Annotated in this window: 23 protein-coding genes, 1 tRNA gene and 1 pseudogene; 15 read left to right on the top strand and 10 right to left on the bottom strand. The window is 63.4% G+C overall.

Features of this window, described 5'->3' with window-relative positions; all coding sequences use genetic code 11:
- Nucleotides 1-104: 104 nt before the first annotated feature.
- On the bottom strand, nt 105-647 hold the full coding sequence (locus tag L0C21_RS08375) for a GNAT family N-acetyltransferase (protein WP_259277921.1): 543 nt from the start codon (nt 645-647) through the stop codon (nt 105-107).
- A gap of 238 nt (nt 648-885) precedes the next feature.
- Between L0C21_RS08375 and L0C21_RS08370 the strand changes: the two genes are divergently transcribed.
- The 3 genes from L0C21_RS08370 to L0C21_RS08360 all read left to right on the top strand — a co-directional run bounded on the left by L0C21_RS08370 (nt 886) and on the right by L0C21_RS08360 (nt 3,968).
- Complete coding sequence (locus L0C21_RS08370) at nt 886-2,382, top strand: DcaP family trimeric outer membrane transporter (RefSeq protein ID WP_259277920.1); 1,497 nt, start codon at nt 886-888, stop codon at nt 2,380-2,382.
- 181 nt (nt 2,383-2,563) lie between these two features.
- A complete protein-coding gene (locus L0C21_RS08365; protein WP_259277919.1) occupies nt 2,564-2,872 on the top strand; it encodes a TM2 domain-containing protein in 309 nt (102 codons plus the stop codon).
- 241 nt (nt 2,873-3,113) lie between these two features.
- Nucleotides 3,114-3,968 carry a universal stress protein gene (locus L0C21_RS08360; RefSeq protein WP_259277918.1) on the top strand — a complete coding sequence of 285 codons (855 nt, stop codon included), beginning with the start codon at nt 3,114-3,116 and terminating at the stop codon, nt 3,966-3,968.
- Nucleotides 3,969-3,993: 25 nt separating this feature from the next.
- On the opposite strand, the gene L0C21_RS08355 is transcribed toward L0C21_RS08360, so the two are convergent.
- The gene (locus L0C21_RS08355; protein WP_259277917.1) at nt 3,994-4,632 is read right to left on the bottom strand and encodes a DUF2076 domain-containing protein; all 639 of its coding nucleotides are present in this window, start codon (nt 4,630-4,632) and stop codon (nt 3,994-3,996) included.
- 176 nt (nt 4,633-4,808) lie between these two features.
- The gene (gene hmpA, locus L0C21_RS08350; protein ID WP_259277916.1) at nt 4,809-6,020 is read right to left on the bottom strand and encodes an NO-inducible flavohemoprotein; all 1,212 of its coding nucleotides are present in this window, start codon (nt 6,018-6,020) and stop codon (nt 4,809-4,811) included.
- 226 nt (nt 6,021-6,246) lie between these two features.
- Here hmpA and L0C21_RS08345 point away from each other — a divergent pair, with 226 nt between their 5' ends.
- Complete coding sequence (locus L0C21_RS08345; RefSeq protein WP_259277915.1) at nt 6,247-6,705, top strand: RrF2 family transcriptional regulator; 459 nt, start codon at nt 6,247-6,249, stop codon at nt 6,703-6,705.
- 69 nt (nt 6,706-6,774) lie between these two features.
- Here L0C21_RS08345 and L0C21_RS08340 read toward each other — a convergent pair whose 3' ends face one another.
- From L0C21_RS08340 to L0C21_RS08330, 3 genes are all read right to left on the bottom strand, one after another.
- Complete coding sequence (locus L0C21_RS08340) at nt 6,775-7,008, bottom strand: hypothetical protein (protein WP_259277914.1); 234 nt, start codon at nt 7,006-7,008, stop codon at nt 6,775-6,777.
- A gap of 118 nt (nt 7,009-7,126) precedes the next feature.
- Nucleotides 7,127-7,336: a cold-shock protein gene (locus tag L0C21_RS08335; protein WP_259277913.1), complete on the bottom strand. Its 210-nt coding sequence runs from the start codon at nt 7,334-7,336 to the stop codon at nt 7,127-7,129.
- Between the two features lie 235 nt (nt 7,337-7,571).
- Nucleotides 7,572-7,661, bottom strand: a tRNA-Ser gene (locus L0C21_RS08330).
- 495 nt (nt 7,662-8,156) lie between these two features.
- Here L0C21_RS08330 and L0C21_RS08325 point away from each other — a divergent pair.
- The 9 genes from L0C21_RS08325 to L0C21_RS08285 all read left to right on the top strand — a co-directional run bounded on the left by L0C21_RS08325 (nt 8,157) and on the right by L0C21_RS08285 (nt 17,391).
- Nucleotides 8,157-9,143: a lytic murein transglycosylase gene (locus tag L0C21_RS08325; RefSeq protein WP_259277912.1), complete on the top strand. Its 987-nt coding sequence runs from the start codon at nt 8,157-8,159 to the stop codon at nt 9,141-9,143.
- On the top strand, nt 9,136-10,059 hold the full coding sequence (locus L0C21_RS08320) for a septal ring lytic transglycosylase RlpA family protein (protein WP_259277911.1): 924 nt from the start codon (nt 9,136-9,138) through the stop codon (nt 10,057-10,059). Before L0C21_RS08325 ends, L0C21_RS08320 begins: the two co-directional genes overlap by 8 nt.
- A gap of 28 nt (nt 10,060-10,087) precedes the next feature.
- The gene (locus L0C21_RS08315) at nt 10,088-11,287 is read left to right on the top strand and encodes a D-alanyl-D-alanine carboxypeptidase family protein (protein ID WP_259277910.1); all 1,200 of its coding nucleotides are present in this window, start codon (nt 10,088-10,090) and stop codon (nt 11,285-11,287) included.
- The gene (gene tmk, locus L0C21_RS08310) at nt 11,288-11,917 is read left to right on the top strand and encodes a dTMP kinase (RefSeq protein ID WP_259277909.1); all 630 of its coding nucleotides are present in this window, start codon (nt 11,288-11,290) and stop codon (nt 11,915-11,917) included. It begins immediately after the preceding gene.
- Complete coding sequence (locus L0C21_RS08305; RefSeq protein WP_259277908.1) at nt 11,914-12,951, top strand: DNA polymerase III subunit delta'; 1,038 nt, start codon at nt 11,914-11,916, stop codon at nt 12,949-12,951. Before tmk ends, L0C21_RS08305 begins: the two co-directional genes overlap by 4 nt.
- Before the next feature lie 3 nt (nt 12,952-12,954).
- The gene (gene metG, locus L0C21_RS08300; RefSeq protein WP_259277907.1) at nt 12,955-14,547 is read left to right on the top strand and encodes a methionine--tRNA ligase; all 1,593 of its coding nucleotides are present in this window, start codon (nt 12,955-12,957) and stop codon (nt 14,545-14,547) included.
- A 19-nt stretch (nt 14,548-14,566) separates the two neighbouring features.
- The gene (locus L0C21_RS08295) at nt 14,567-15,340 is read left to right on the top strand and encodes a TatD family hydrolase (protein WP_259278848.1); all 774 of its coding nucleotides are present in this window, start codon (nt 14,567-14,569) and stop codon (nt 15,338-15,340) included.
- 271 nt (nt 15,341-15,611) lie between these two features.
- Nucleotides 15,612-16,370: an MBL fold metallo-hydrolase gene (locus L0C21_RS08290; RefSeq protein WP_259277906.1), complete on the top strand. Its 759-nt coding sequence runs from the start codon at nt 15,612-15,614 to the stop codon at nt 16,368-16,370.
- Between the two features lie 223 nt (nt 16,371-16,593).
- Nucleotides 16,594-17,391, top strand: a complete 798-nt coding sequence (locus L0C21_RS08285; protein WP_259277905.1) for a MipA/OmpV family protein — start codon at nt 16,594-16,596, stop codon at nt 17,389-17,391.
- Here L0C21_RS08285 and L0C21_RS08280 read toward each other — a convergent pair.
- Nucleotides 17,388-17,834: a PaaI family thioesterase gene (locus L0C21_RS08280; RefSeq protein ID WP_259277904.1), complete on the bottom strand. Its 447-nt coding sequence runs from the start codon at nt 17,832-17,834 to the stop codon at nt 17,388-17,390. The two genes, L0C21_RS08285 and L0C21_RS08280, sit on opposite strands and share 4 nt — an antisense overlap.
- A gap of 248 nt (nt 17,835-18,082) precedes the next feature.
- Here L0C21_RS08280 and L0C21_RS08275 point away from each other — a divergent pair, with 248 nt between their 5' ends.
- Nucleotides 18,083-18,526 (top strand): DoxX family protein, encoded by a 444-nt coding sequence (locus tag L0C21_RS08275; protein WP_259277903.1) that lies wholly within the window; start codon nt 18,083-18,085, stop codon nt 18,524-18,526.
- A gap of 103 nt (nt 18,527-18,629) precedes the next feature.
- Here L0C21_RS08275 and L0C21_RS08270 read toward each other — a convergent pair whose 3' ends face one another.
- Nucleotides 18,630-18,887 carry a hypothetical protein gene (locus L0C21_RS08270; RefSeq protein WP_259277902.1) on the bottom strand — a complete coding sequence of 86 codons (258 nt, stop codon included), beginning with the start codon at nt 18,885-18,887 and terminating at the stop codon, nt 18,630-18,632.
- A 78-nt stretch (nt 18,888-18,965) separates the two neighbouring features.
- Between L0C21_RS08270 and mazG the strand changes: the two genes are divergently transcribed.
- Nucleotides 18,966-19,799 carry a nucleoside triphosphate pyrophosphohydrolase gene (gene mazG, locus L0C21_RS08265; RefSeq protein ID WP_259277901.1) on the top strand — a complete coding sequence of 278 codons (834 nt, stop codon included), beginning with the start codon at nt 18,966-18,968 and terminating at the stop codon, nt 19,797-19,799.
- Between the two features lie 118 nt (nt 19,800-19,917).
- Here mazG and hflX read toward each other — a convergent pair whose 3' ends face one another.
- Both hflX and hfq read right to left on the bottom strand, forming a co-directional pair.
- Nucleotides 19,918-21,180, bottom strand: a complete 1,263-nt coding sequence (gene hflX / locus L0C21_RS08260) for a GTPase HflX (RefSeq protein ID WP_259277900.1) — start codon at nt 21,178-21,180, stop codon at nt 19,918-19,920.
- A gap of 116 nt (nt 21,181-21,296) precedes the next feature.
- Nucleotides 21,297-21,518 (bottom strand): annotated as a pseudogene (gene hfq / locus L0C21_RS08255) (RNA chaperone Hfq); the annotation flags it as partial.
- Nucleotides 21,519-21,623 lie beyond the last annotated feature (105 nt).

The following is a 21,623-nucleotide window of genomic DNA, read 5'->3' as shown; positions in this document are numbered from 1 at the left end:
GCAAGACTGTTGATAAGCAACAGCCAAACTTCAGAAAGCCCTGCCGAAAGGCAGGGCTTCTTCTGTTTTCAGAAGGTCTTACCCTCCTGCGCGAAGGGCAGGGGCTAGCGCGCCGGCCGCTCGTAGAGCACCGTCGGCGCTCCCTTGAAGTCCGTGTGGGCGTAAGGGATGAAACCGGTCTTCTCCGCCACCCGGCTTGAAGCGCGGTTATCCGGGTGGATCATGCAGACGAAGCGCTGTCCCTTAAAATAGGCGTCGCCCCAGCCGAGGGCCGCCTGCACCGCCTCAGTGGCATAGCCCTTGCCATGCACGTCGGGCGACAATACCCAGCCGACCTCCGGCGCGGTGGTGAAGTTCAGGCTTTCCTCCATCGGGCGATGGAAGTCCGAAAAACCGATGTCGCCGATGAAACGCCCGCTCGCCTTCTCCTCGACCGCCCAGTAGCCGAAACCCAGCAGCGACCAGTGGCCCGCGTAGCGCAGAAGGCGGTGCCAGCACTCCTCAGGCGTTTGCGGACGGCCGCCGATATAGCGGGTCACCTCAGGGTTGCCCCACACGGCAACGCAGGCCGCAAAATCCTCCACCCCGTGCGGGCGCAAGATAAGCCGCTCAGTTTCAATGATCCGGCTGGTATCCACCTTCGCCATATCCGTAATCCCCCGGTCGTTCCATGGTGGCGGGGAGGTTCCCCGATCCCGCAGCCCCGCGCAAGAGGATACCTCCTGTGACCTATTCGCCGCGCAGTTCCCGAAAATTCGGGAATTCGACCCTTGGCCGTGAACCCAACAGCCAAGCCTGCCGTTCAACCGCGGCAGAAAAAGCCCAGACATGGCCGCTCAAGGCCACTCGCACCGGCCGCAGCGGCAGATGGCGAAGGGGGACAGAATGGTGACTGGCATTCAGCGGAAACCCGTGCTTCTGGCCGGCGCGGCATGCATTGCCCTGGCCGCGCATCCCGCCGGCGCGCAGCAGGCGGACCGGACCGCCGTTCTGGAGCAGCGCGTGCGCCAGCTGGAAGAGGCGCTGCGGGACGTGCGGCAGGAACTGGAGGCCACCAAGCGGCAGCAGAGCCAGGCTTCGGCAACCCAATCGCCCACGGAGGTTGCGCCAGCTGCGGGCCCGGTGGCATCGGCGGTTGCGCCTGTGACGCCCCCCTCCCAGACGACCGTGGCCGCCGTGCCGCCGGAGGAGCCGCCAACCCAGCCCAAGAGCGCCTCCAGCCAATCCGCCCAGGCGCAACCGCCTGGCACCGGCTTCCGCGTTGGCAACACCACTTTCCGACTGAGCGGGTTCATCAAGGCTGACGCGATCGTCAGCGATTATCGCGATGGCGATACCGCCACCAACAGCCTGGGCCGCGACTTCTACCTGCCGCAGTTCATCCCGGTGGACGACGCGCCGGGCGAGGGCGCCGACTTCGATGCCCATGCCAAGCAGACCCGCATCATCCTCACCACGGAAACGCCGGTGGGAGACAAGGTCGTTGCGGCGCATATCGAATCCGACTTCCAGACCTCGCCGGGCACGCAAGGTTCGGAGCGCACCACCAACGGCTACAACTTCGCCCTGCGCCGCGCCTTCATCACTTACGACGGCTGGACCTTCGGACAGGACTGGAGCAACTTTCAGAACGTCACCGTGCTGCCGGAAGCGGCGGACTTCGTCGGCGTAACCGAGGGCACCATCTTCGTGCGGCAGATGCAGGTACGCTACACGCATGAGTTCTCCAAGCAGTTCGCCATGGCCTTCGCGCTGGAGAACCCGGAGACCTCCAGCATCACGCCTGCGACGCCGGTGTTGGTCGAGAACGACGACGACCACCTGCCCGATGCCACCCTCAAGCTCACCTACACCCCCTCGTTCGGCCAGTTCACCCTATCGGGCCTGGCGCGCCAGCTCTCGGTCAACACCCCGATCGAGAAGGAGAGGAGCTTCAGCTGGGGCGTCTCGGCAGCGGGCCGCATCCCCTTCGGCAAGGACGGCCCCTACGACATTCGCTTCATGCTGACCTATGGCAAGGGCATCGGACGATACGTGGGCTTTAACTTTGCGCCGGACGTGCTCTATCTCGCCGACACGGCAGGCGGCGGCGCGGACCTGGAGCGGGTCGACGTGCTGGCGGGCTTTGTCGCCTTCCGCATCGGCTTTACCGACAAGCTGCGGACCAACATCATGGGCTCATTCCAGGACGTCGACTATCCCACCGGGCTCGCCCCGGCCACAGCCAACGAGAATGCCCACAGCGTAGCGGTTAACCTGTTCTACTCGCCGGTCAAGCCGCTCGATCTCGGCATCGAATACCGCTACGGCAGGCGCAAGTTGCTGAACGGCGATACGGGCAAGCTGAACCGGGTGCACTTTGTCGCCAAGCATGCCTTTTGAACCAAGACGGCAAGTCCCCCGTCAGGACTGACGGGCATCGGCAAAATCATTTCGACTTCGTTAGGATTATCAGCTTATAAATCGGCAGGCGCCATCGTCGGCACCAAACCGGCGGGGCCGAATGCGCGGACGGGGTTAATGACTCCGGCCGGGGCTTAATCACCTTGTTCAGGGGGCTTACATGGAAAACGAGGCAAAGAACGCCGCCCTTTCGCAGATGCTCTTTCAGGCGAACAGCAAATCGATCGGCGTTGCCTATCTTCTCTGGTTCTTTATCGGTACGTTTGGCGCGCACCGTTTCTACATGGGGCGGACGGGTACCGCGATTGCCCAGCTTGTGCTGGCTATTCTCGGGCTTATCACCATCTTCTTCGGCGTTGGCATCTTTATCCTGGGTGCCGTTGGCATTTGGGTGCTCGTCGATGCCTTCCTCATTCCGGGCATCATCCGGGCATACAACACCGAACTCGCCCAGAAGGTCATCGCCTAAAACTGTGCTCGAGCAGGGCGGAATACCCTGCCGTTAAGAAACAAAACCTGGAGCGGGCGATCTGCTGCAAGCAATTCACCCGCTCCAGACTTTGAAAGGGCTATCCTTCCAGCTGGTCAACCGGCAGAAGAGATGCCCTCCGCGCTTGCCGGCCGCGCGGGCGAAAATATTTCCAAAGCAAGCAGATTCCCTTTGCCTGCCAAGGGCACCCGCGCCATTCTTCTAATCAGGAACCGGCACCATGCGGAAGATCATCGCTTGCATCGACGGATCGGTTTACGGCCCCAGCGTGTGCGACCACGCAGGATGGGCCGCCGCCCGGCTGCGGCTGCCGGTCGAACTCATCCATGTGGTCCAGCGGCAGTACGAGGGCCTGGCCTACGCGGACTTCAGCGGCGGCATGGGATTTGGCGCGCAGGACCGGCTCATCCAAGAACTGACCGTGCTCGACGAGCAGCGCAACCAGGTTCTGATGCAGCGCGGCACGGCGCTTCTGCAGGATGCAGAGGCGCGCCTGCATCACGGCGGCATCGCGCAGGTGAGTCTTCGGTGCCGCCACGGCAGCCTGGTGGACGCGGTAAGCGCGCTGGAGGAAAGCGCCGCCGTCATCGTGATTGGCAAGCGCGGGGAGGCGGCGGACTTCGACCGGCTGCACCTGGGCAGCAGCGTGGAACGGCTGGTACGGGCCACCCACCGGCCCGTGCTGGTGGCAGCGCGCGCCTTCCGGCCGATCGAGCGGGTGCTTGTCGCCTACGATGGCGCGGCATCCTCCCGCCGGGCAGTGGAGGAGCTATGCGGCAACCCGCTGCTTGCCGGGTTGGAGCGGCATGTGGTGATGGTGGCTGGGGCCAGCCCCGCCGCCGAGGGGCATCTGGAATGGGCGCGGGAGCGGTTGATCGCCGCCAACCAGCCTTACACGCTGGAGCGACTGCCGGGCGAACCGGAGGCGGTTATCAGCGACTATGTGAAATCCCAGCAGATCCACCTGCTCGTCATGGGAGCCTACGGCCACTCGCGCATCCGCCAGCTGATCGTTGGCAGCACGACCACCCAGATGATCCGCACCTGCCTCATCCCGGTGCTGCTCTACCGGTAGGCGGGGTGATCTCCCGGCGTTTTATCTAAAATTCATCCATGCCGAAGTCGCCGGAGATGTCGTCTCCCGTGAAATCCTCGCCGCCGACTTCGCTGCCGGCAGCGCCGGTATCCTCGCCCGGCCCGACACCAGGGGCGTAGTCGCCTCCGGCTTCGGCGGCCGAGACGTCGTGCCCCGAGAAGGCGTTGGCGATAAGGTTGCCGATGAGCACGCCGCCCGCCACGCCCATGGCGGTTTGCGCCGCGCCCGCCAGAAACCCGCCACCCGGCGTGTGGGCGCGGAGCCCCGCGCCATAGCCATAGCGCCGTGCGCCGCCAAGGCCCGCCCACGGCCCGGACTGGTAGGACTGGGGTCCCGCGCGGTAAGACTGGTGAGGGGAGGAGCGATAGCTGTGGTCGCGCCCGCCCAGGATGCTGGAGAGAAAACCACCGCCGCCCCGGCTGTAAAACTCACGCTCCAGCTCGGTGATGCGGGCCTGGGCAGCTTCCAGCGCTTGTTCCTGGGCGATGACGGTCTGGGCCATGTAATAGCTTGCCCCAGGCTGGGCGGTCAGATGCTCCTCGATCAGCCGTTCGGCCTCGGCATCGCGCGGCGGCGACTGCGCCTCCACCTGCCGAAGCCGGGCGAAGAGACTATCGATGACCTGGCGTTCACTGTCGTTCATGACGCATCCCTGCTGTACGGATTGGCCTGCTATACGGATTGGGCAATCTCAAAAGGGAGCGCGGGGAAGAGCGGGCGGTTCCCATTTGCGCTCCAGGCAGGATCAGGCAGCGGCGCACATGAAAAGGGGAGGGCGGCGCCAAGCCACCCTCCCCATGGGATAAGGCAAGGATCGGCTCAGGCCGCCAGCAGCTCGTCCGCCGGGCCGAAGAACTCATAGTGGATGCGATCAGCGCCGACACCCAGCCGGGTCAGGGCTTCCACCATCGCCCGCATGAACGGCTTGGGGCCGCAGAGGTAATATTCAGCCGCGGCAACCGGCGTATTGGCCGCAAGCCAGCCTTCGGTGATGAAGCCAACCTCGTCAAAATGACGGCCCTTCTCATCCTCGGCGCGGGGTGTCTCATAGAACACCGACACCTTGCCGTCAGGGCAGGTGGATGCAACCGAGCGCACATGCTCGCCCAGCGCGTGGGTGGAACCATCCTGCGTGCCGTGGACGAAGTGAACCGCCGTGTCCCAGCCATTGATGGCATGGGCTTCCAGCATGGAGACCATCGGCGTCAGGCCAACGCCGCCCGACAGCAGAACCACCGGGCGCTGCGGCTTTTCTGCCAGGAAGAAGTCGCCGGATGGAGCGGCAACCTTCAGCACCGTGCCGGGTCTGGCCGCCTCATGCATCCAGCGGGAGGCAAGACCATGGGGCTCGCGCTTCACCGAGATGCGGTAGGTCTCTCCGTTGGGCGCACTGGAAATGCTGTAGTTGCGCTTGGTGGCCGGCTGGCCGGGGATCTCCAGCCAGAAGGTCAGATACTGGCCCGGCTTGTGCAGCGTAACCTTGCCGCCATCCTTGGGGCGCAGCAGGAAGGAGGTGATGACCGTGCTCTCCGAGCGAGCATCTTCCACCACGAACTCGCGCCAGCCGGTCCAACCGCCCTCAACCGCCGCGTTTTCCTGATAAAGCTGCGCCTCGCGGTTGATGAGGATATCAGCGAGGAACCAGTAGGCCTCGCCCCAGGCAGCGAGGATCTCCTCGGTCGCCGCATCGCCCAGCACCTCCTTGATCGCGCCCAGCAGGGCCTCGGCCACATACGGGTAGTGCTCGGGCAGGATCTGAAGGCCGACATGCTTCTGAGCGATGCGCTCCACCGCCGCCGTCAGCACGCCCAGGTTGTCGATGTTGCTGCCATAGGCAAGGATCGCCATGGTCAGCGCCCGTTGCTGCGGGGCATCGCCACCGTGGTGGGACTGGTTGAACAGGTCCCGGATGGCCGGATTCTGGAACATGCGGGCGTACATGGTCCGCACGATCTCGAGCCCGTGGGCCTGAAGCGCCGGTACGGTCGCCTTCACCAGCGCGATGGTGTTCGGGGAGAGTGTCTTGGACATTTCTATCTCCAGTATCAGCCCCACTCCTGGGGCACGCGGCTTACAAAACCCGGGGGATGGGGCGTTCGGGCGGGGCGAAAACCCCTGACGGAGCAACCGTTTGCTGCCTGATCGCCTCATACCTGTATTTTTAATACATGTATAAAGCCGCTTTGTATGAAGCAACGGGAATCCCTATATGGGTACATTATGTCACAGCAGCGCCTCGGCGGGATGAGGAGGAGCCATGCGGTTCACGCGCTATACCGACTATGCCATGCGGGTGCTGCTTTACCTCGGCGCGCGGCCGGAGACGCTATGCTCGGTTCCTGAAATCGCCAAGGCTTACGGCGTTTCCCAAAACCATCTGATGAAGGTGGTGCACGATCTGGGAAAGGCCGGCTATGTCTCCAGCGTGCGTGGCCGCTTCGGCGGCATTCGTCTCGCCCGCCCGCCGGAGGAGATCAACGTAGGCGCGATCGTGCGCCATACGGAGGAGGGGTTCAATCTGGTGGACTGCGGCTCGTGCGTCATCGCCCCGGCCTGCGGCTTCACCGGCGCGCTGCGCGAGGCCATGGCAGCCTTCATGGCCGTGCTCGACCGCTATACCCTTGCCGACCTCATCACCAAGAAAGCGGACCTCGCCAAGCTGTTCACGCGGGAAGAAGATGCACGGAACACGCAACCGGCCGAAGGGTCCGCATAGCCGGACCGTTCAAATCAGGATCCATGGCAGGTCGACGTGCGGGAATTGGCGTGCGGATAAGGACAGGTGTTAGCGGCCCTGCGAGGCCTTTCTGGCCCGGGGTTTCGTTGCCGACCCTGCCGCCGTTTCCAAATTCTGGGCCTCTTGCGCGAGGCGGGCCGCCCGCAGCAGTTCGGTCTTGGCATGGCGGCGGTCGGTTTCAGCCTTGATGATTTCGCGGGCTACCCTGTTGGTAATGTCTGCCTTGGTTTCGGTTCTTGATGGAACAGGGCGGAAAAGGTTGTCCTTATTGAGCTCGGTCATGGCATTTGGCTCCTTCTTAAACGCCAGAAAAAGAAAAGGCCGGGCACAGACCCGGCCTCTCCCGCTTTCTCAACGATCTGTGCCAGTACATCCGTGGTCATAGATCGAAGGTAAAGGCTTACGCAGCCTGAAGGTTCTCCGCCGCGCTCTTGCCCGAGCGGTTGTCCCGAACAACTTCGAAGTTCACCTTCTGGCCCTCGGTGAGCGTGTGCATGCCAGAGCGCTCAACCGCCGAGATATGGACGAACACGTCTTGTGCGCCATTGTCGGGTTGAATGAAGCCAAAGCCCTTGGTGGTGTTGAAGAACTTAACAATTCCGGTATTCATGACGATTTCCTTTCAATCGGCATAGAAAATTTCACGTCGAGCAACGTGCGCGACAATCAGGTACAGTCGATTTTGAAGGAAGATCGCCCGACACCAGAGGGCCAAAGCAAGATTCAAAAATCAATATCGATAGAAATAATATGGGGCCCGATTCCAATTAAACAAGGCCGCAAGCGATTTAAATGGGACTTTGCCATGCAGGGCGCCGAAACTGGCAATCAAATCTCGAGCCGGGTGGCGGAGGGAGTGGGATTCGAACCCACGGTGAGCTTGCACCCACGCCGGTTTTCAAGACCGGTGCCTTAAACCACTCGGCCATCCCTCCACGGCGGCATCAGCGGCGAAACGCTCTCATTCCCCATCTTGGCGCGGCACGCAAGAGGAAGATTGCGCCATAGGCGCTGTGAATGCCTGGCCAGGGCAGGGACGGGCGGCAGCAGGCCGCCATATTCTGTCGTTGAACGGCCTCGCTTCGCCTGCGGCATGGGCGGGGCCGGAATGGCCGGCCCGGTTCCCCGAGGCATCCGCCCCAAGGCTCGTCTGGCCGCATTTTTCCTTGGATCGACTGGCCCGCTATGGCACAGAATCGTCTCGATTGGGCGGGACGATGATGAAACGTGCATGGCTAGGGCCGCTTGCGGCTATCACAGCCCTGACGGGGTGTATTTCTTCAGATGAAGGCGGGATGTCCGTTTCGGCGACATCCCCTGCTGCAACCCGGCAGGCGACCAGAACAGACACAGGAACGGGCATTCCAGCAGCGGTGTCGCCGGCTTCCGGTGGCGCGATCCCGGCAGATCCAGCGACGGATCGGCTGACCTTGGCATCCTTTGATGTGTTGCCGGAGGCAAAACCCGGCCAGAGCTTCGATGCCTGGCTCGTCGACGTGCGCGCGGCGGCTCTGGCCGCCGGAATGGCGGAGACGACGCTCGACGTCGCCCTCGATGGCATGACGGAATCCGAAACCGTTATCCGGCTGGACCGGGCGCAGGCGCCCAACTCCGTCACGCCGTCGTTCAGCACCTACCTCTCCAAGCGACTGACCCCGCAGAAGATTGCGCGCGGCCTCAACCGCAAGCAGGAAGTGGCAGACGCCGTCTCCTACGCCACGCAGCAATACGGCGTGCCCTCGGGCGTGCTGCTCGCCATCTGGGGCATGGAGACCAACTACGGCAGCTACACCGGCAATTTCCCCATCCTGCCGGCGCTGGCGACGCTCGCTTACGAAGGCCGCCGTTCCGAGCTGTTCCGTCGCGAACTGTGGGCCGCCCTCCAGATCATCGACCGGAACATGGCGACGCCCGAGGACCTGCGCGGCTCCTGGGCCGGCGCGTTCGGCCATACCCAGTTCATGCCGACCAGCTACCTGCGCTTCGCCGTTGACGGCGACGGTGACGGGAGGCGCAACCTGTGGAGCGACATGACCGACGTGTTCGCCTCCACCGCCAACTATCTGGTGAGCCACGGCTGGCAGGCGGGCCTGCCCTGGGGCTTCGAGGTGAAGGTGCCGGCCACGCTCGACCGCGCAGCGCTGCGGCAGGAGAACCTGCCGGAGGAATGCAGCCGCGTTATCGAGAAGCACAGCCGCTGGCTGACCGCCGCCGAATGGCAGACGCTGGGGCTGGTGGCAACTTCCGCCGGGCAGGTCTGGCCTGCGCCCGAGACGCCGATGAGCCTGGTCGAGCCCGACGGGCCGGACGGCCCCGCTTTCCTGACAACCGAAAACTACCGTGCTTTCCTCGAATATAACTGCTCGAACTTCTATGCGCTTTCCGTTGCCCAGCTGGCCGATGCCCTCGATGGCTAGGCTGCTTCGCCTCTGCCTGCTGCTGCTCGGCGCAGGAATGACGACCGCCTGCGCGTCCACCGACAGCGTGCGCGCCACATCCGGCTCTCTTGCCGGGCAGGGGGCCACGGTGAAGCCGGGGCCCGGCGGCGTGGTGAAGATCGGCAATCCCTACAAGGTGGGGGACAGGTGGTACTACCCGGAGGATATCAAGGACTACGAGGAGACCGGCATCGCTTCGTGGTATGGGCCGCAGTTCCACGCGAAAACGACCGCCAACGGCGAAACCTTCGACATGAACGCCATCAGCGCCGCTCACCGGGTTCTGCCCATGCCGAGCTATGTCGAGGTAACCAACCTCAACAACGGGCGGCAGCTGGTGGTGCGGGTCAACGATCGCGGGCCGTTTGTCAAGGATCGCATCATCGATCTGTCGCGCAGGGCCGCCCAGCTGCTCGGGTTCGACCAGCAGGGCACGGCCCCGGTGCGGGTGCGACGCGTCTATCCGGATGCCAACGGCAATATCACGCCGGCGCTGCCCCAGGCGACGGTTGCCCAGGCCGCTCCGATGCCCGCGCCTGTTCCGACGCAACCTCAGCCGCAATACGCCAGCGCGCCTGTGGTGCAGACCGCGCTGCCGCCACCGCCCGCACCGTTGCCAAGCGCGCCGATGCAAGCGGCGCCCCCCTCCGCCCAGCCAGCAAAGGCGGGCATGGTCTATATTCAGGTCGCAGCCCTCTCGAACAGCGAGCGGGCCGACACCCTGGCGCTCAACCTGCGCCGGTTCGGCTCCACCCTCGTGGAGCCAACCGCCCGCGGCTTCTATCGCGTGCAAATCGGCCCGTTCGACAACCGCCAGGCGGCGGAAATCGTGCTGGCGGAGATCCGCGCGGCAGGCTATTCCGACGCCCGTGTCACGCTGCGGCCGATCAGCTAACCAACTGTTGCAAAGTCGAGGACTTTCCATGAAGCGTTTCGTATTGGGTTTTGCCGGTGTGCTTGTTGCCAGCAGCGCCCTGGCCCAGGTGCCGACATTCGAGACAATTGCCCCGTTCGCCTATCTCGTCTCCGCCGATACCGGCACGGTGCTCTACGAGAAGAATGCGGACGAACCCATGCCGCCGTCCTCCATGGGCAAGATGATGACGGTCTACGTGGCCTTCGATATGATCAAGAAGGGCACGGTGAAACTGACGGACAAGATCACCGTCTCCCCCGAGACCTGGCGGGCGTGGAACAACCGCGGCTCCACCATGTTCCTGCCGGTCGGCGCGCAAGTGACCGTGGAAGACCTGCTCCACGGCATCGTCACCGTTTCCGGCAACGATGCCTGCGTGGTGCTGGCCGAAGGACTGGCGGGCTCCGAGCAGGCCTATGTCGACCTGATGAACGAGACCGCCAAGAAGATGGGGCTGACCAACTCCCACTTCGCCAACACCACCGGCTGGCCAGACCCGGAAGAGTATGTCTCCTCCCGCGATCTCGCTATCCTGGCCACGCGGACGATCAACGACTTTCCGGACCTCTACAAGCAGTTCTACAACATGCCGTCCTTCACGTTCGGCCAGACCATGAACGGCAAGCCGATCACCCAGCCCAACCGCAACCCCATTCTGGGGCGGGTGCGCGGGGCCGACGGCGTGAAGACCGGCCATACCGAAGCCGCGGGCTACGGCTTCACCGGCTCGGCGGTGCAGGACGGCCAGCGTCTGGTGATGGTGCTGAACGGTCTGCCCTCCATGTCGGCGCGCGTGAATGAATCCGTGAAGCTGCTGGAGTGGGGCTTCCGCACCTTCAAGACCTACAAGCTGATGAAGAAGGGCTCGGTTGTCGAACAAGCCCCGGTGTGGCTGGGCACGGAGGACACCGTGCCCCTGGTGCTCGACCAGGATGCCGCCATCACCACCACCCGCGCCTCGCGCGGTAAGCTGCAGGTGAAGGTGAGCTATACCGGCCCGATTCCGGCCCCGATCAAGAAGGGTCAGCACGTGGCTGATCTCATCATCACTGCGCCGGGCCAGAAGCCGCTGAGCTATCCGCTGAAGGCAGGCGCAAGCATCGAGGAAGCGGGCTTCTTCGCCCGCGCCTGGGCGGGCATGAAGAATGCCCTGTTCGGCGGCTCGGACGCCCCGGCGGCCCCGGCTGCGGCTGTGGCAGGCAAGTAAGTGGCGCGGGGGCGGTTCATCACGCTGGAGGGCGGAGAGGGGGCCGGCAAGTCCACCCACATCCGCCATCTTGCGGCCTGGTTGCAGCAGCGGGGCATCGAGGTGGTGACCACCCGGGAGCCCGGCGGCACGGAAGGGGCGGAGACCATCCGCAGCCTGATCGTGGAAGGTTCGGTCGACCGCTGGGACGCCGTGACCGAAACCCTGCTGCTGAACGCCGCCCGCCACGACCATATAACTCGCCTCATCCGCCCCGCGCTCGAACGCGGCGCGTGGGTGCTGTGCGACCGCTATGTGGACAGCACCCTGGTCTATCAGGGCACCGCCAAAGGCGTGGCACTGGAGACGCTGCTCCAACTGCACACGCTCAGCACCGGGCCTCTGTGGCCGGACCTGACGCTGGTGCTCGACCTGCCGCCGGAGATCGGTCTTGCGCGGGCGGCGGGCCGCCATGGCATTGAGACCCGGTTCGAGGCGCACGATATCCGCTTCCACGAGGCGCTGCGGCAGGGCTTTCTCGACCTCGCTCACCGCTTCGCCGATCGCTGCGCGGTGGTGGACGCAAGCACGCCTGTGGCCGATGTCTCCGCCGCCATCGAGGCCGTGGTGAGCAAAAGGCTGGGCCTGTGAGCGACGACAGCCCTGTAACCCCGATGACCAATCCGAACCTGTTCGGCCATGCTGCATCCGAGCGGAGCTTTCTGGATGCCTGGAGCACCGGCCGCCTGCACCACGCCTGGTTGCTGACCGGCCCGCGCGGCGTCGGCAAGGCGACGCTGGCCTACCGCATCGCCCGGTTCGTGCTTTCGGGCGGCGGGGCGGGGGAGGCGGACGGCCTGTTCGGGGGCGCAGGGCCGAAGAGCCTGGAGGTGGACCCCGAACACCACGCCGCGCGCCTCATGGCAGCCGGCAGTCACCCGGGCCTCAAGGTGCTGGAGCGCGCCGAGAACGACAAGGGCAAGCTGGCCAAGGAGATCGGCGTCGATCAGGTGCGCGCGCTCATTCCATTCCTCGGCACGACGCCGGCGGACGGCGGCTGGCGCGTTGTCATCGTGGATGCGGCGGACGACATGAACCGGGCCGCCGCCAACGCCCTCCTTAAGATGCTGGAGGAGCCGCCGGTGCGAACCCTGTTCGTGCTGGTCAGTCATGCGCCGGGCCGCCTGTTGCCCACCATCCGCTCCCGCTGTCGCCGGCTGGTGCTCGCCCCGCTGGAAGCGGCCAGTGTTCACGCCGCGCTGCAGAGCGTGCGGCCCGAACTTACCTCAGCCGAGATCGAGCAACTGGTGCCGATCGCGCAGGGGTGCCCCGGCCGGGCTCTGCGCTTCGCAGGGCTCGATATCCAGGGGCTGGAGAAGGCGCTGGACCTCCTGGTCCGCACGGGCGACCCGAGCGGCGCGCTGGCGATGGAACTGGCCGGAGTGCTTTCCGCCGCCGCGATGCAATCCCGATACGAGGCGTTTCTGGAATTGGTGCCCGAGCGGCTCGCTACCTTAGCGGAGGAAGCGGAGACGGCCGATCTTGCGCGTATCGTGTCGCTGTGGGAGAAGGCACGCGATCTTGCCGGCGCAGCGGTCCCTCTGGCGCTCGATCCCAAATCCGTGGTGTTCGAGCTGTCACGGATCGTCGCGATGGCGTCTGTCCGTTCCTCGAATCTTGTGTGAGCCATGGCCGACCGCAACCGCTTCTACATCACCACAGCCATTGCCTATCCCAACGGCGCGCCGCACATCGGCCACGCCTATGAGGCGATCGCCTCCGATGTCATCGCCCGGTTTCACCGGCTGATGGGCGAGGACGTGTTCTTCCTGACTGGCACGGACGAGCACGGCCTGAAAATGGAACAGACCGGCCGCAAGCATGGCCTCACAGCCCGCGAGATGGCAGACAAGATGGCCCCGATGTTCCAGGCCATGGATGACCGCTTCGATATTTCCTACGACCGGTTCATCCGCACCAGCGAGCCCGCCCACTATGAGGCGAGCCAGGCGATCTGGAAGGCGATGGAAGCGGCGGGCGATATCTACCTCGACCGCTACGAGGGCTGGTACTCGGTGCGGGACGAAGCCTTCTACGACGAAAGCGAGCTGACCACGCAGGAAGACGGCACCAAACTCTCCCCACAGGGCACGCCGGTTGAGTGGACAGTGGAGGAGAGCTACTTCTTCCGCCTCAGCAAATATCAGGACCGGTTGCTGGCCCACTACGAGGCCAATCCGGACTTCATCCGCCCCGAGAGCCGCCGCAACGAGGTGCTGAGCTTCGTCAAGGGCGGGCTGAAGGACCTTTCCATCAGCCGCACCAGCTTCAACTGGGGCATCCCGGTGCCGGGGGCCGAGGGCCACGTGATGTACGTGTGGGTGGATGCGCTCACCAACTACATGACTGGCGTCGGCTATCCTGCTGTAGACTCTAAATCTTTCCGGAAGTTCTGGCCCGCCGACGTGCATGTGATCGGCAAGGACATCGTGCGCTTCCACGCCGTTTACTGGCCTGCGTTCCTTATGTCCGCCAACCTGCCGCTGCCCCGCCAAATCTTCTGCCATGGCTTCCTGTTCAACCGCGGCGAGAAAATGTCCAAGTCGGTAGGCAACGTCATCGACCCCAATGGGCTGGCCGACCTCTACGGCATCGACCCGGTGCGCTACTTCTTCCTGCGCGAGGTGCCGTTTGGACAGGATGGCAGCTACAGCCACGAAGCCATTGTTGCCCGCGCGAACGCCGAGCTGGCCAACAGCTTTGGCAATCTTGCCCAGCGCACGCTCTCCTTCATCGCCAAGAACCTGGGCGGCACGCTGCCAAGTGTGGGCGAGGGGAGCAATGCCGAGGATGAGGCGCTGCTGGGTGAGGTGAAGTCCGCCACCCGCGAACTCATCGAACGTTTTGAGAAGTTTGAGCTTTCCCAAGGCATCGAAGCATGGATGCGCGGCGTGTTCGCCTGCAATCAGTACATCGATCACCAGGCCCCGTGGGCGCTGCGGAAAACCGACCCGGCCCGCATGGAAGCGGTGCTGGCGGTGCTGGTGAAGGCCATCCACGACCTTGCCATCGCCATTCAACCGGTGGTGCCAGCATCCATGGCCAAGCTGCTGGAGACGCTCGGCATTCCGGAAGGCGAGCGCAGCTTCGCCGCGCTGGACGACGCCGCCTGGTATCAACGCCACAAGGACAGCGGCTTTACCCTGAGCCCGCCAAGCCCCATCTTCCCGAGGCTGGAGCTGCCCGCCGAGGACGGCGAGGCGGAAGCGAAGAAGGCGTAAAACGGAGTAGGGCGTGCTGATGCTGGTCGATAGCCACTGCCACCTGAACTACAAGGGCTTGCGGGAAGATGTGTCCGGCGTGCTGGCGCGGGCGCGCGCCGCCGGTATCGGGCGCTTTCTCAACATCTCCACCAAGGCGCATGAATGGGCCGAGGTGGTGGGCCTTGCCGAGCAGGAGGCAGACGTGTTCGCCAGCGTCGGCATCCACCCGCACGAGGCCGAAACCCACCCGGACGTAGACACGGAGCGGCTGGTAACGGCGAGCGACCACCCCAAGGTCATCGGCATCGGCGAGACCGGGCTGGACTACTACTACGACCACAGCCCACGCGAACAGCAGATCACCAGCTTCCGCGCCCACATTGCCGCCAGCCGAGAGACCGGCCTGCCGCTGATCGTCCACACCCGCGATGCGGAGGAGGACACCGCCAACATCCTGCGTGAGGAAATGGAGAAGGGGGCCTTCCCCGGTGTCATCCACTGCTTCACCGCGAGCCAGGCGTTTGGCGAGATCGCGCTGGAGCTGGGCTTTTACATCTCCATCTCTGGCATCGTAACCTTCAAGAACGCCAAGGACTTGCAGGAGACGGCGAAGATCATTCCGCAGGACCGGCTGCTGATCGAAACCGACAGCCCGTTCCTCGCGCCCGTGCCCATGCGCGGCAAGCCATGCGAGCCGTCCTACGTCACTCACACTGCCAATTTCCTCGCGGACCTGCGCGGGCAGACGGTGGACGAACTGGCGCAGGCCACCACGGCCAACTTCTTCCGCCTGTTCAGCAAGGCGAGCTAAGTTATTTTTTAAATTGGATTTTTGCCAAGAGGGGCTTACCCCTCTTGGCAACCTCCCGTTCGTTTAAAAGGGCCGCACGCTTTATAACGGTTGCGGCCCATTGAGATTTCCAGTGCAGATACGGCCGAGCCGGTTGTGCCGCACACAGCCATGAAAGATCAGGGGTGCAGGGGATTGAAATCCCCTGCGAAAAACCAAAGCCGAAGGCTATCCTGCACTCCATGCGTTGCGATAAGAGCGGCACGCCGGGCATGACACGAGGTAGAGGCTTATGAAGGTTCGTATTCTAGGGTGCGGTACGTCGGGCGGCGTTCCGAGGGTGGGCAACCTGTGGGGGCGCTGCGACCCGAAGAACCCGAAGAACCGCCGCCGCCGCGTTTCCATCCTGGTAGAGGATCAGGGCACCAAGATCCTCGTGGACACCTCGCCGGACCTGCGCGAGCAGCTGCTGGACGCGGAGGTGAAGAAGCTCGATGCGGTGCTCTACACCCACGATCACGCAGACCACACCCACGGCATCGACGATCTGCGCGGCCTCTACCACTCCAACCGCCGGCCCCTTGAGTGCTATGCCAATGAGGCGACAGCCACCACCCTCAGCCAGCGCTTCGGCTATATCTTCACGGGCTTCAAAGATTACCCGGCCATTGCCAACCTGCATGTGATTGACGAACAAAGCCCGCTCGCCATCGGCCCGGTGACGGTACAACCGTTCCCGCTTGTTCACGGCGGCATCACCTCGATCGGCTACCGCTTTGGCAAGCTCGCCTATACGACGGATTTGAATGCGATTCCGGCCCAGTCCGAACAATACCTCTATGATCTGGACCTGTGGATCGTCGATGCCCTGCGCTATGATCCGCACCCGACGCACCCGCATCTCGGCCAGACCCTCCAGTGGATCGACAAGTTCAAGCCGAAGCGGGCCATCCTGACCCACATGAACTGGGAACTGGACTACGACGAACTGAAGGCCCGCCTGCCGCTCCATGTCGAGCCCGGCTACGACGGTATGGAAGTTGAGCTGTAAGCTGTCCCAGCGGCATCTGGCACCGTGATGCATGGAAGAGGAGGGGGCACCCCTCCGGCATCAATGGCGAGTAAACCATTGAAATCGGCAAGTCTTTCCGACATTCAGGCAAGGGTGGCCAAGCGGGCGCTATACTATTTCCGCAATGGATCAATATAAACCCGAAACGCGTTAGCGAACCGTGAGGGTTATGCTGTATCTTTTCCAGCTAAAGGGAAATTCCATGTTGCATCCCAAGGTTCAGGCCAAGGTTCATGTGCCCAGCTGCGTCAGGGTGGCCGCTCTGGCGCTGGCGGCCGGGCTTGCCATCGGCGCGGCTCCGGCACTTGCCGAAGATAAGTCGGACGAACTTTCCGGGATGGTTGGCGTCGGCATCGCAGCCGTACCGGACTACGAGGGCTCGGACGACTATCGTATACTGCCGCTGCCGATGTTCGACCTGCGTTACAAGTCGTTCTTCGCCAACTTCCGCGACGGCTTCGGCGCTTTCCTCTTGGAAACGGACAAGATCGACGTCGGCGCGGGCGCGGTGTTCGTGCGTGGGCGCCGGGCTAAGGATTCGCCGGAAGGCCTTGGAAAGGTGAAGGATGCAGTGGGCGGCCGGGTATTCGCCCGCTATCGGCCCATCGACAACATGGCCCTGACTGCCGGCCTCACCCGCAGCTTCGGCGGCACGGATGGCACGCTGGTCGATGTCACGGCGAACTACCAGTTCAAGCCCAGCAAGCAGATGATGCTGATTCCAGCCGTTTCGGCAACCTGGGCCAGCAACAAGCATACGCAGCGGTACTTCGGCATCAGCGCCGAGCAATCCGCCCGTTCAGGCCTGCCAGCATTCGACGCTGATAGCGGACTGAAGGACGTTTCCATGTCGTTGACCGGGCTTGTCGCGCTGAACCGCCATTGGCACCTCAACGCCACTGCCGTGCTGACCCGATATCTTGGAGATGCGGCCGATAGCCCGATCAATGAGCACAAGTGGCAGCCGGCCATGGTCGTGGGCGTGGGCTATCGATTCTAGGGCAATGCGTAACCGACCGTCGCCTGTGCTACCAACCGGTCTTCCGAGCCTTGCCAGAGGCGGACGTCGACCGAGGCCAGGCGACGGCCCAGCTTAAGCAACCGGGCATCGGCATACACAGGCTCCATACGGCAGACGCGCAGGAAGTTGATGGTGAGGGTGTTGGTCATAGCCATGGCCACAGGGCCGATATGGGCCAGGATCACGGCATAGGCGGCAACATCCACCAGACCCATCATGGCCGGGCCTGAAACAACGCCACCCGGGCGAAGCATGGAAGGCCTGGGGTCCAGCCTCATACGGACGTGATCCAGCTCGACCAGTTCGACGGCCCCGAGAAGTCCACGCGCCTTTGGCGAAAAGGCTTGATCGAGAAAGGCGGAAAGCGCCTCGGTATCAAAGTGCAGCGTTCGCTCGTGGGCCGAAGGCGGAGAAACAGTCATACGTCATTCCGGCAGGTCGATGACGGCCGATCATGGCAAACGGCACCATCCGCGGCAATCCGGAATGGCACGGAAATGGGGGGCTCGGCAGCCTTCCCATGGACGATATTTAACATAACATAGATTATGCGTCTTTCGATTGGGCTTCACTGCAACGTGAGGAACCTTTCCTGCGGACCGGATTTCCCAGCCATGGTGTCGATCGCCCGCCGTTGCGCGTGATGCCCAATAACTCCCGGAGCCTGACCATGACCGACGCCCATGGCCTTACCCGACTTGAGCCAGCCCTGGCGCTCATCGGTCGGCTGCTGCTGGCTTACATCTTCATTACCTCCGGATGGTCGAAGATCGCCACCTATGCGGCCACGAGCCAGACCATGGAAACCCAGGGCGTGCCAAGCGCATTGCTGCCGCTGGTCATCTGCGTCGAGATTGGTGGCGGCCTGGCTGTGGCCTTCGGTCTCCTGTCGCGTTTGGCTGGCCTTGGCATGGCCGCTTTCGCCATCGCCACGGCCGTGTTGTTTCACCTTGTGCCATCCGATCAGGCGCAGATGATCAATTTCAACAAGAATCTTGCGATTGCGGGCGGCTTTCTGCTGCTGGCCGCCTTCGGCCCTGGTGCATGGTCCATTGACGCATGGTGGCGTCATGCCCGGTCTCGAGCCAGGCCCACGCCTGCTCAGGAAAAGTGAAGGAAATGGAAGAGTTCTTGCTGGCTTCTCATCAAGGCCGGGAATGGAACCCTTGGCTGAGGAAATTTAGGAAATTCGGATCTCTGCCCTTATGCCACGCCGATTAAAGCCGCGCGAAATGCGGCTCAAGGCCCAACCGGGCCAGAGCCCGACGTTCGTAGATCAAAGCGGACTTCATATGGTCCTGATGACGGTAGCCGGCCGGTGTCAGCATGCTGTTGTCGGGATAAGCCGCCAGGCTCAGCTCGGCCATCGCGGGCTTGCTCCTGGACAGTTCACGCTGGCCGACAGCGATCACCGACACGATGGATGCCAGCAGAATCGCTCCCAAAACGGCCAATCGCGTTGAGGTCCAAGCCATCGCTGTCTCCTTGCTGACGCACGCCTTGGTGCATTAAAGCCTTTTTCGCCTATATACCCTGAACATGGGATGAACTGCATGTCCGAAGGTTTGAACGCTTCACCGCTGCCGGAACAACGAGCCAAAGCCGCAGAAACCTTCGCCCGCCTGGTCGAGATAATGGCCACCCTGCGCGACCCTGAAAGCGGATGTCCCTGGGATCTGGAACAGACCTTCGAGACCATCGCGCCTTACACCCTCGAAGAGGCCTACGAAGTCGCCGAGGCCATTCGCCTTGGAGACCGGTCTGCCCTGCGCGAGGAATTGGGCGATTTGCTTCTTCAGGTGGTTTATCACGCCCGAATGGCGGAGGAAGAAGGCTCCTTTGATATAGGAAGCGTGGCCGAAGCTATCAATGCCAAGATGATCCGCCGTCATCCTCATGTGTTCGGTGACGCTACCGTCAAGACCGCCGAGGAGCAGACCCGGGCCTGGGAAGAGTTGAAAGCGCGCGAGCGGGCCGGCAAGGCCGCTAAGGGGCCGGAGCCGCACAGCGCCCTCGATGGGGTGGCAACCGCCCTACCCGCCCTGCTCCGCGCCCAGAAAATCCAGGCTCGCGCCGCGCGCGTGGGCTTCGACTGGCGCGCCGCCGAGGATGTGGTGCCCAAGATCGAGGAAGAACTGGAGGAAGTGCGCGAGGCCGTCTCTACGGGCAACGCCGACCGGGTTGAGGATGAAGTGGGCGACCTGCTGTTCGCCGTCGTCAACCTCGCCCGCAAGCTGGATATTGATGCGGAAGGCGCCCTGCGCCGGGCAACCCACAAGTTCGAAAGCCGCTTCCGCGCCATGGAGCACACGGCCGGCGAAGGCTTCTCCAAGCTGGATCTGGATGCCATGGAAGTGCTGTGGCAAAAGGTGAAAAAGCAGTCTTAGTATTTTGCTTTTGTTGCGCTTTTCAGGGGGCGCAGCCCCTCTGCACTACCGCTCGTTTAAAAAGCCTAGGTGCGTCCCTAAAATGAAAGGACGCAGGGGTCCGAGACCCCTGCGTAAACTACCCCGCAAGCTCTTGATAGCGCCCGTACTGCTGGGGCGTGAGGCGCACGCGGACGTGGACCGTCTCGCCCTCGTCCCGGCGCTCCAGCACATCGCCATTGTTGTAGAGCCATGCGAGGCGGCGGCCGTCGCTAACATCGAGGTCCATGTCGTAAAGCCGGGCGTGGGCATAGAGGTAGTCGCCAAGACGGGCGAGCAGAGTGTCCACCCCTTCTCCGGTCAAGGCGCTGACGGCCAGAACATTGTCGTCCCGCGCCGCCAGCCCTTCGACCGAAGCACGGGCCTCGGGCGGCAACTGGTCGACCTTGTTGAGGATTTCCACGATGACCGGCCCGCCATCCTCCAGCACGCCCATCTCATCGAGAACGGACATTACATCCTGCTTCTGGGCCTCGGTGTCCGGGTGGGAGATGTCGCGCACGTGCAGCACGATATCCGCCTCCACCACTTCTTCCAGCGTGGCCCGGAAGGCTGCGACGAGCTGGGTCGGCAGGTTGGAGATGAAGCCCACCGTGTCGGAGAGGATCACCTTGTCCTCCCGCCCCACCTTGATCGCCCGCATGGTGGGATCAAGGGTGGCGAACAGCAGGTTCTCCGCCATGACGGACGCGCCCGCCATGCGGTTGAACAGCGTGGACTTGCCCGCGTTGGTGTAGCCCACCAGCGCGACCACCGGATAGGGCGCCTTCTGGCGGCGCTGGCGATGCAGGGTGCGGGTGCGGCGCACATCCTCCAGCTCGCGGCGCAGTTTGGCGATGCGATCGCGGATCAGGCGGCGGTCGGTCTCAATCTGAGTTTCACCAGGGCCGCCAAGAAAGCCGAAGCCGCCGCGCTGACGCTCAAGGTGGGTCCAGGTGCGGACCAGGCGGCTCTGCTGGTACATAAGGTGCGCCAGCTCCACCTGGAGCGCGCCTTCGCGGGTGTGGGCCCGCTCACCGAAGATTTCGAGCACCAGGCCGGTGCGATCGATGACCTTGCAGCCGAACGATTTCTCGAGGTTGCGCTGCTGAACCGGAGACACAGCGCCATTGATGACGACGAGGCCGACCTCCCTCTCCTTCACGAGAGCCGCCAACTGCTCCACCTGCCCCGGCCCGAACAGGGTTGCAGGACGGGCGCGGCGGATGGGCACGCTTTCGGCGGCCACGACCTCGAGGAAAATGGCCTCGGCAAGACCAACGGCCTCTTCCAGCTCGGCCTCGACCGAGCGGGGACCCTGCCCTTCACTGCGCTGTTCCGGATGCAGAACAAGGGCGCGCAAAGGCGCACGGCCCAGCCCGTTTCCGGACTGAGCCGTTCCAGTCTTGTCAGACGAACTGTTACGCCGTTGTTTGGACAAAGGTACCGTTACGCTCCCTCGCCAGCCTGACCTTCCTGCTCGAACAGGGAGATCGGAGCGGCCGGCATGACGGTTGAGATGGCATGTTTATAAACGAGCTGCGAATGCCCATCGCGCCGCAGCAAAACCGAGAAGTTGTCGAACCAGGTAATCACGCCTTGCAACTTGACGCCATTGACCAAGAACATCGTCACCGGCGTTTTGTTCTTACGAACATTGTTCAGAAAAATGTCCTGAAGGTTGTTTGGTTTTTCCGCCATTAAGCCCTCGCTTGGCTCCTTTTTGGGTTCGCCCGGCTGCTCCCTCACAGGAACAACCGTGAACGGACCTTACGTATTATTACGAGTGAAAACGCTAGATAGTTG

The sequence above is a fragment of the Pedomonas mirosovicensis genome, assembly GCF_022569295.1.
In the GTDB taxonomy this organism is placed as follows: Bacteria; Pseudomonadota; Alphaproteobacteria; order Sphingomonadales; family Sphingomonadaceae; genus Pedomonas; species Pedomonas mirosovicensis.
The sequence above is the reverse complement of the archived record's forward strand: the minus strand, read 5'-3'. Positions and strand labels throughout refer to the sequence as shown.

What these genes read in the sequence shown, in the direction of transcription:
- L0C21_RS08280 (WP_259277904.1), bottom strand. Translation starts at nt 17,834, where the DNA reads ATGACTGTTTCTCCGCCTTCGGCCCACGAGCGAACGCTGCACTTTGAT.
- L0C21_RS08340 (WP_259277914.1), bottom strand. Translation starts at nt 7,008, where the DNA reads ATGACCGAGCTCAATAAGGACAACCTTTTCCGCCCTGTTCCATCAAGA.
- mazG (WP_259277901.1), top strand. Translation starts at nt 18,966, where the DNA reads ATGTCCGAAGGTTTGAACGCTTCACCGCTGCCGGAACAACGAGCCAAA.
- L0C21_RS08355 (WP_259277917.1), bottom strand. Translation starts at nt 4,632, where the DNA reads ATGAACGACAGTGAACGCCAGGTCATCGATAGTCTCTTCGCCCGGCTT.
- L0C21_RS08315 (WP_259277910.1), top strand. Translation starts at nt 10,088, where the DNA reads ATGAAGCGTTTCGTATTGGGTTTTGCCGGTGTGCTTGTTGCCAGCAGC.
- L0C21_RS08360 (WP_259277918.1), top strand. Translation starts at nt 3,114, where the DNA reads ATGCGGAAGATCATCGCTTGCATCGACGGATCGGTTTACGGCCCCAGC.
- L0C21_RS08370 (WP_259277920.1), top strand. Translation starts at nt 886, where the DNA reads ATGGTGACTGGCATTCAGCGGAAACCCGTGCTTCTGGCCGGCGCGGCA.
- L0C21_RS08320 (WP_259277911.1), top strand. Translation starts at nt 9,136, where the DNA reads ATGGCTAGGCTGCTTCGCCTCTGCCTGCTGCTGCTCGGCGCAGGAATG.
- L0C21_RS08365 (WP_259277919.1), top strand. Translation starts at nt 2,564, where the DNA reads ATGGAAAACGAGGCAAAGAACGCCGCCCTTTCGCAGATGCTCTTTCAG.
- L0C21_RS08335 (WP_259277913.1), bottom strand. Translation starts at nt 7,336, where the DNA reads ATGAATACCGGAATTGTTAAGTTCTTCAACACCACCAAGGGCTTTGGC.
- L0C21_RS08275 (WP_259277903.1), top strand. Translation starts at nt 18,083, where the DNA reads ATGACCGACGCCCATGGCCTTACCCGACTTGAGCCAGCCCTGGCGCTC.
- L0C21_RS08345 (WP_259277915.1), top strand. Translation starts at nt 6,247, where the DNA reads ATGCGGTTCACGCGCTATACCGACTATGCCATGCGGGTGCTGCTTTAC.
- L0C21_RS08285 (WP_259277905.1), top strand. Translation starts at nt 16,594, where the DNA reads ATGTTGCATCCCAAGGTTCAGGCCAAGGTTCATGTGCCCAGCTGCGTC.
- metG (WP_259277907.1), top strand. Translation starts at nt 12,955, where the DNA reads ATGGCCGACCGCAACCGCTTCTACATCACCACAGCCATTGCCTATCCC.
- hmpA (WP_259277916.1), bottom strand. Translation starts at nt 6,020, where the DNA reads ATGTCCAAGACACTCTCCCCGAACACCATCGCGCTGGTGAAGGCGACC.
- L0C21_RS08295 (WP_259278848.1), top strand. Translation starts at nt 14,567, where the DNA reads ATGCTGGTCGATAGCCACTGCCACCTGAACTACAAGGGCTTGCGGGAA.
- L0C21_RS08375 (WP_259277921.1), bottom strand. Translation starts at nt 647, where the DNA reads ATGGCGAAGGTGGATACCAGCCGGATCATTGAAACTGAGCGGCTTATC.
- L0C21_RS08270 (WP_259277902.1), bottom strand. Translation starts at nt 18,887, where the DNA reads ATGGCTTGGACCTCAACGCGATTGGCCGTTTTGGGAGCGATTCTGCTG.
- L0C21_RS08290 (WP_259277906.1), top strand. Translation starts at nt 15,612, where the DNA reads ATGAAGGTTCGTATTCTAGGGTGCGGTACGTCGGGCGGCGTTCCGAGG.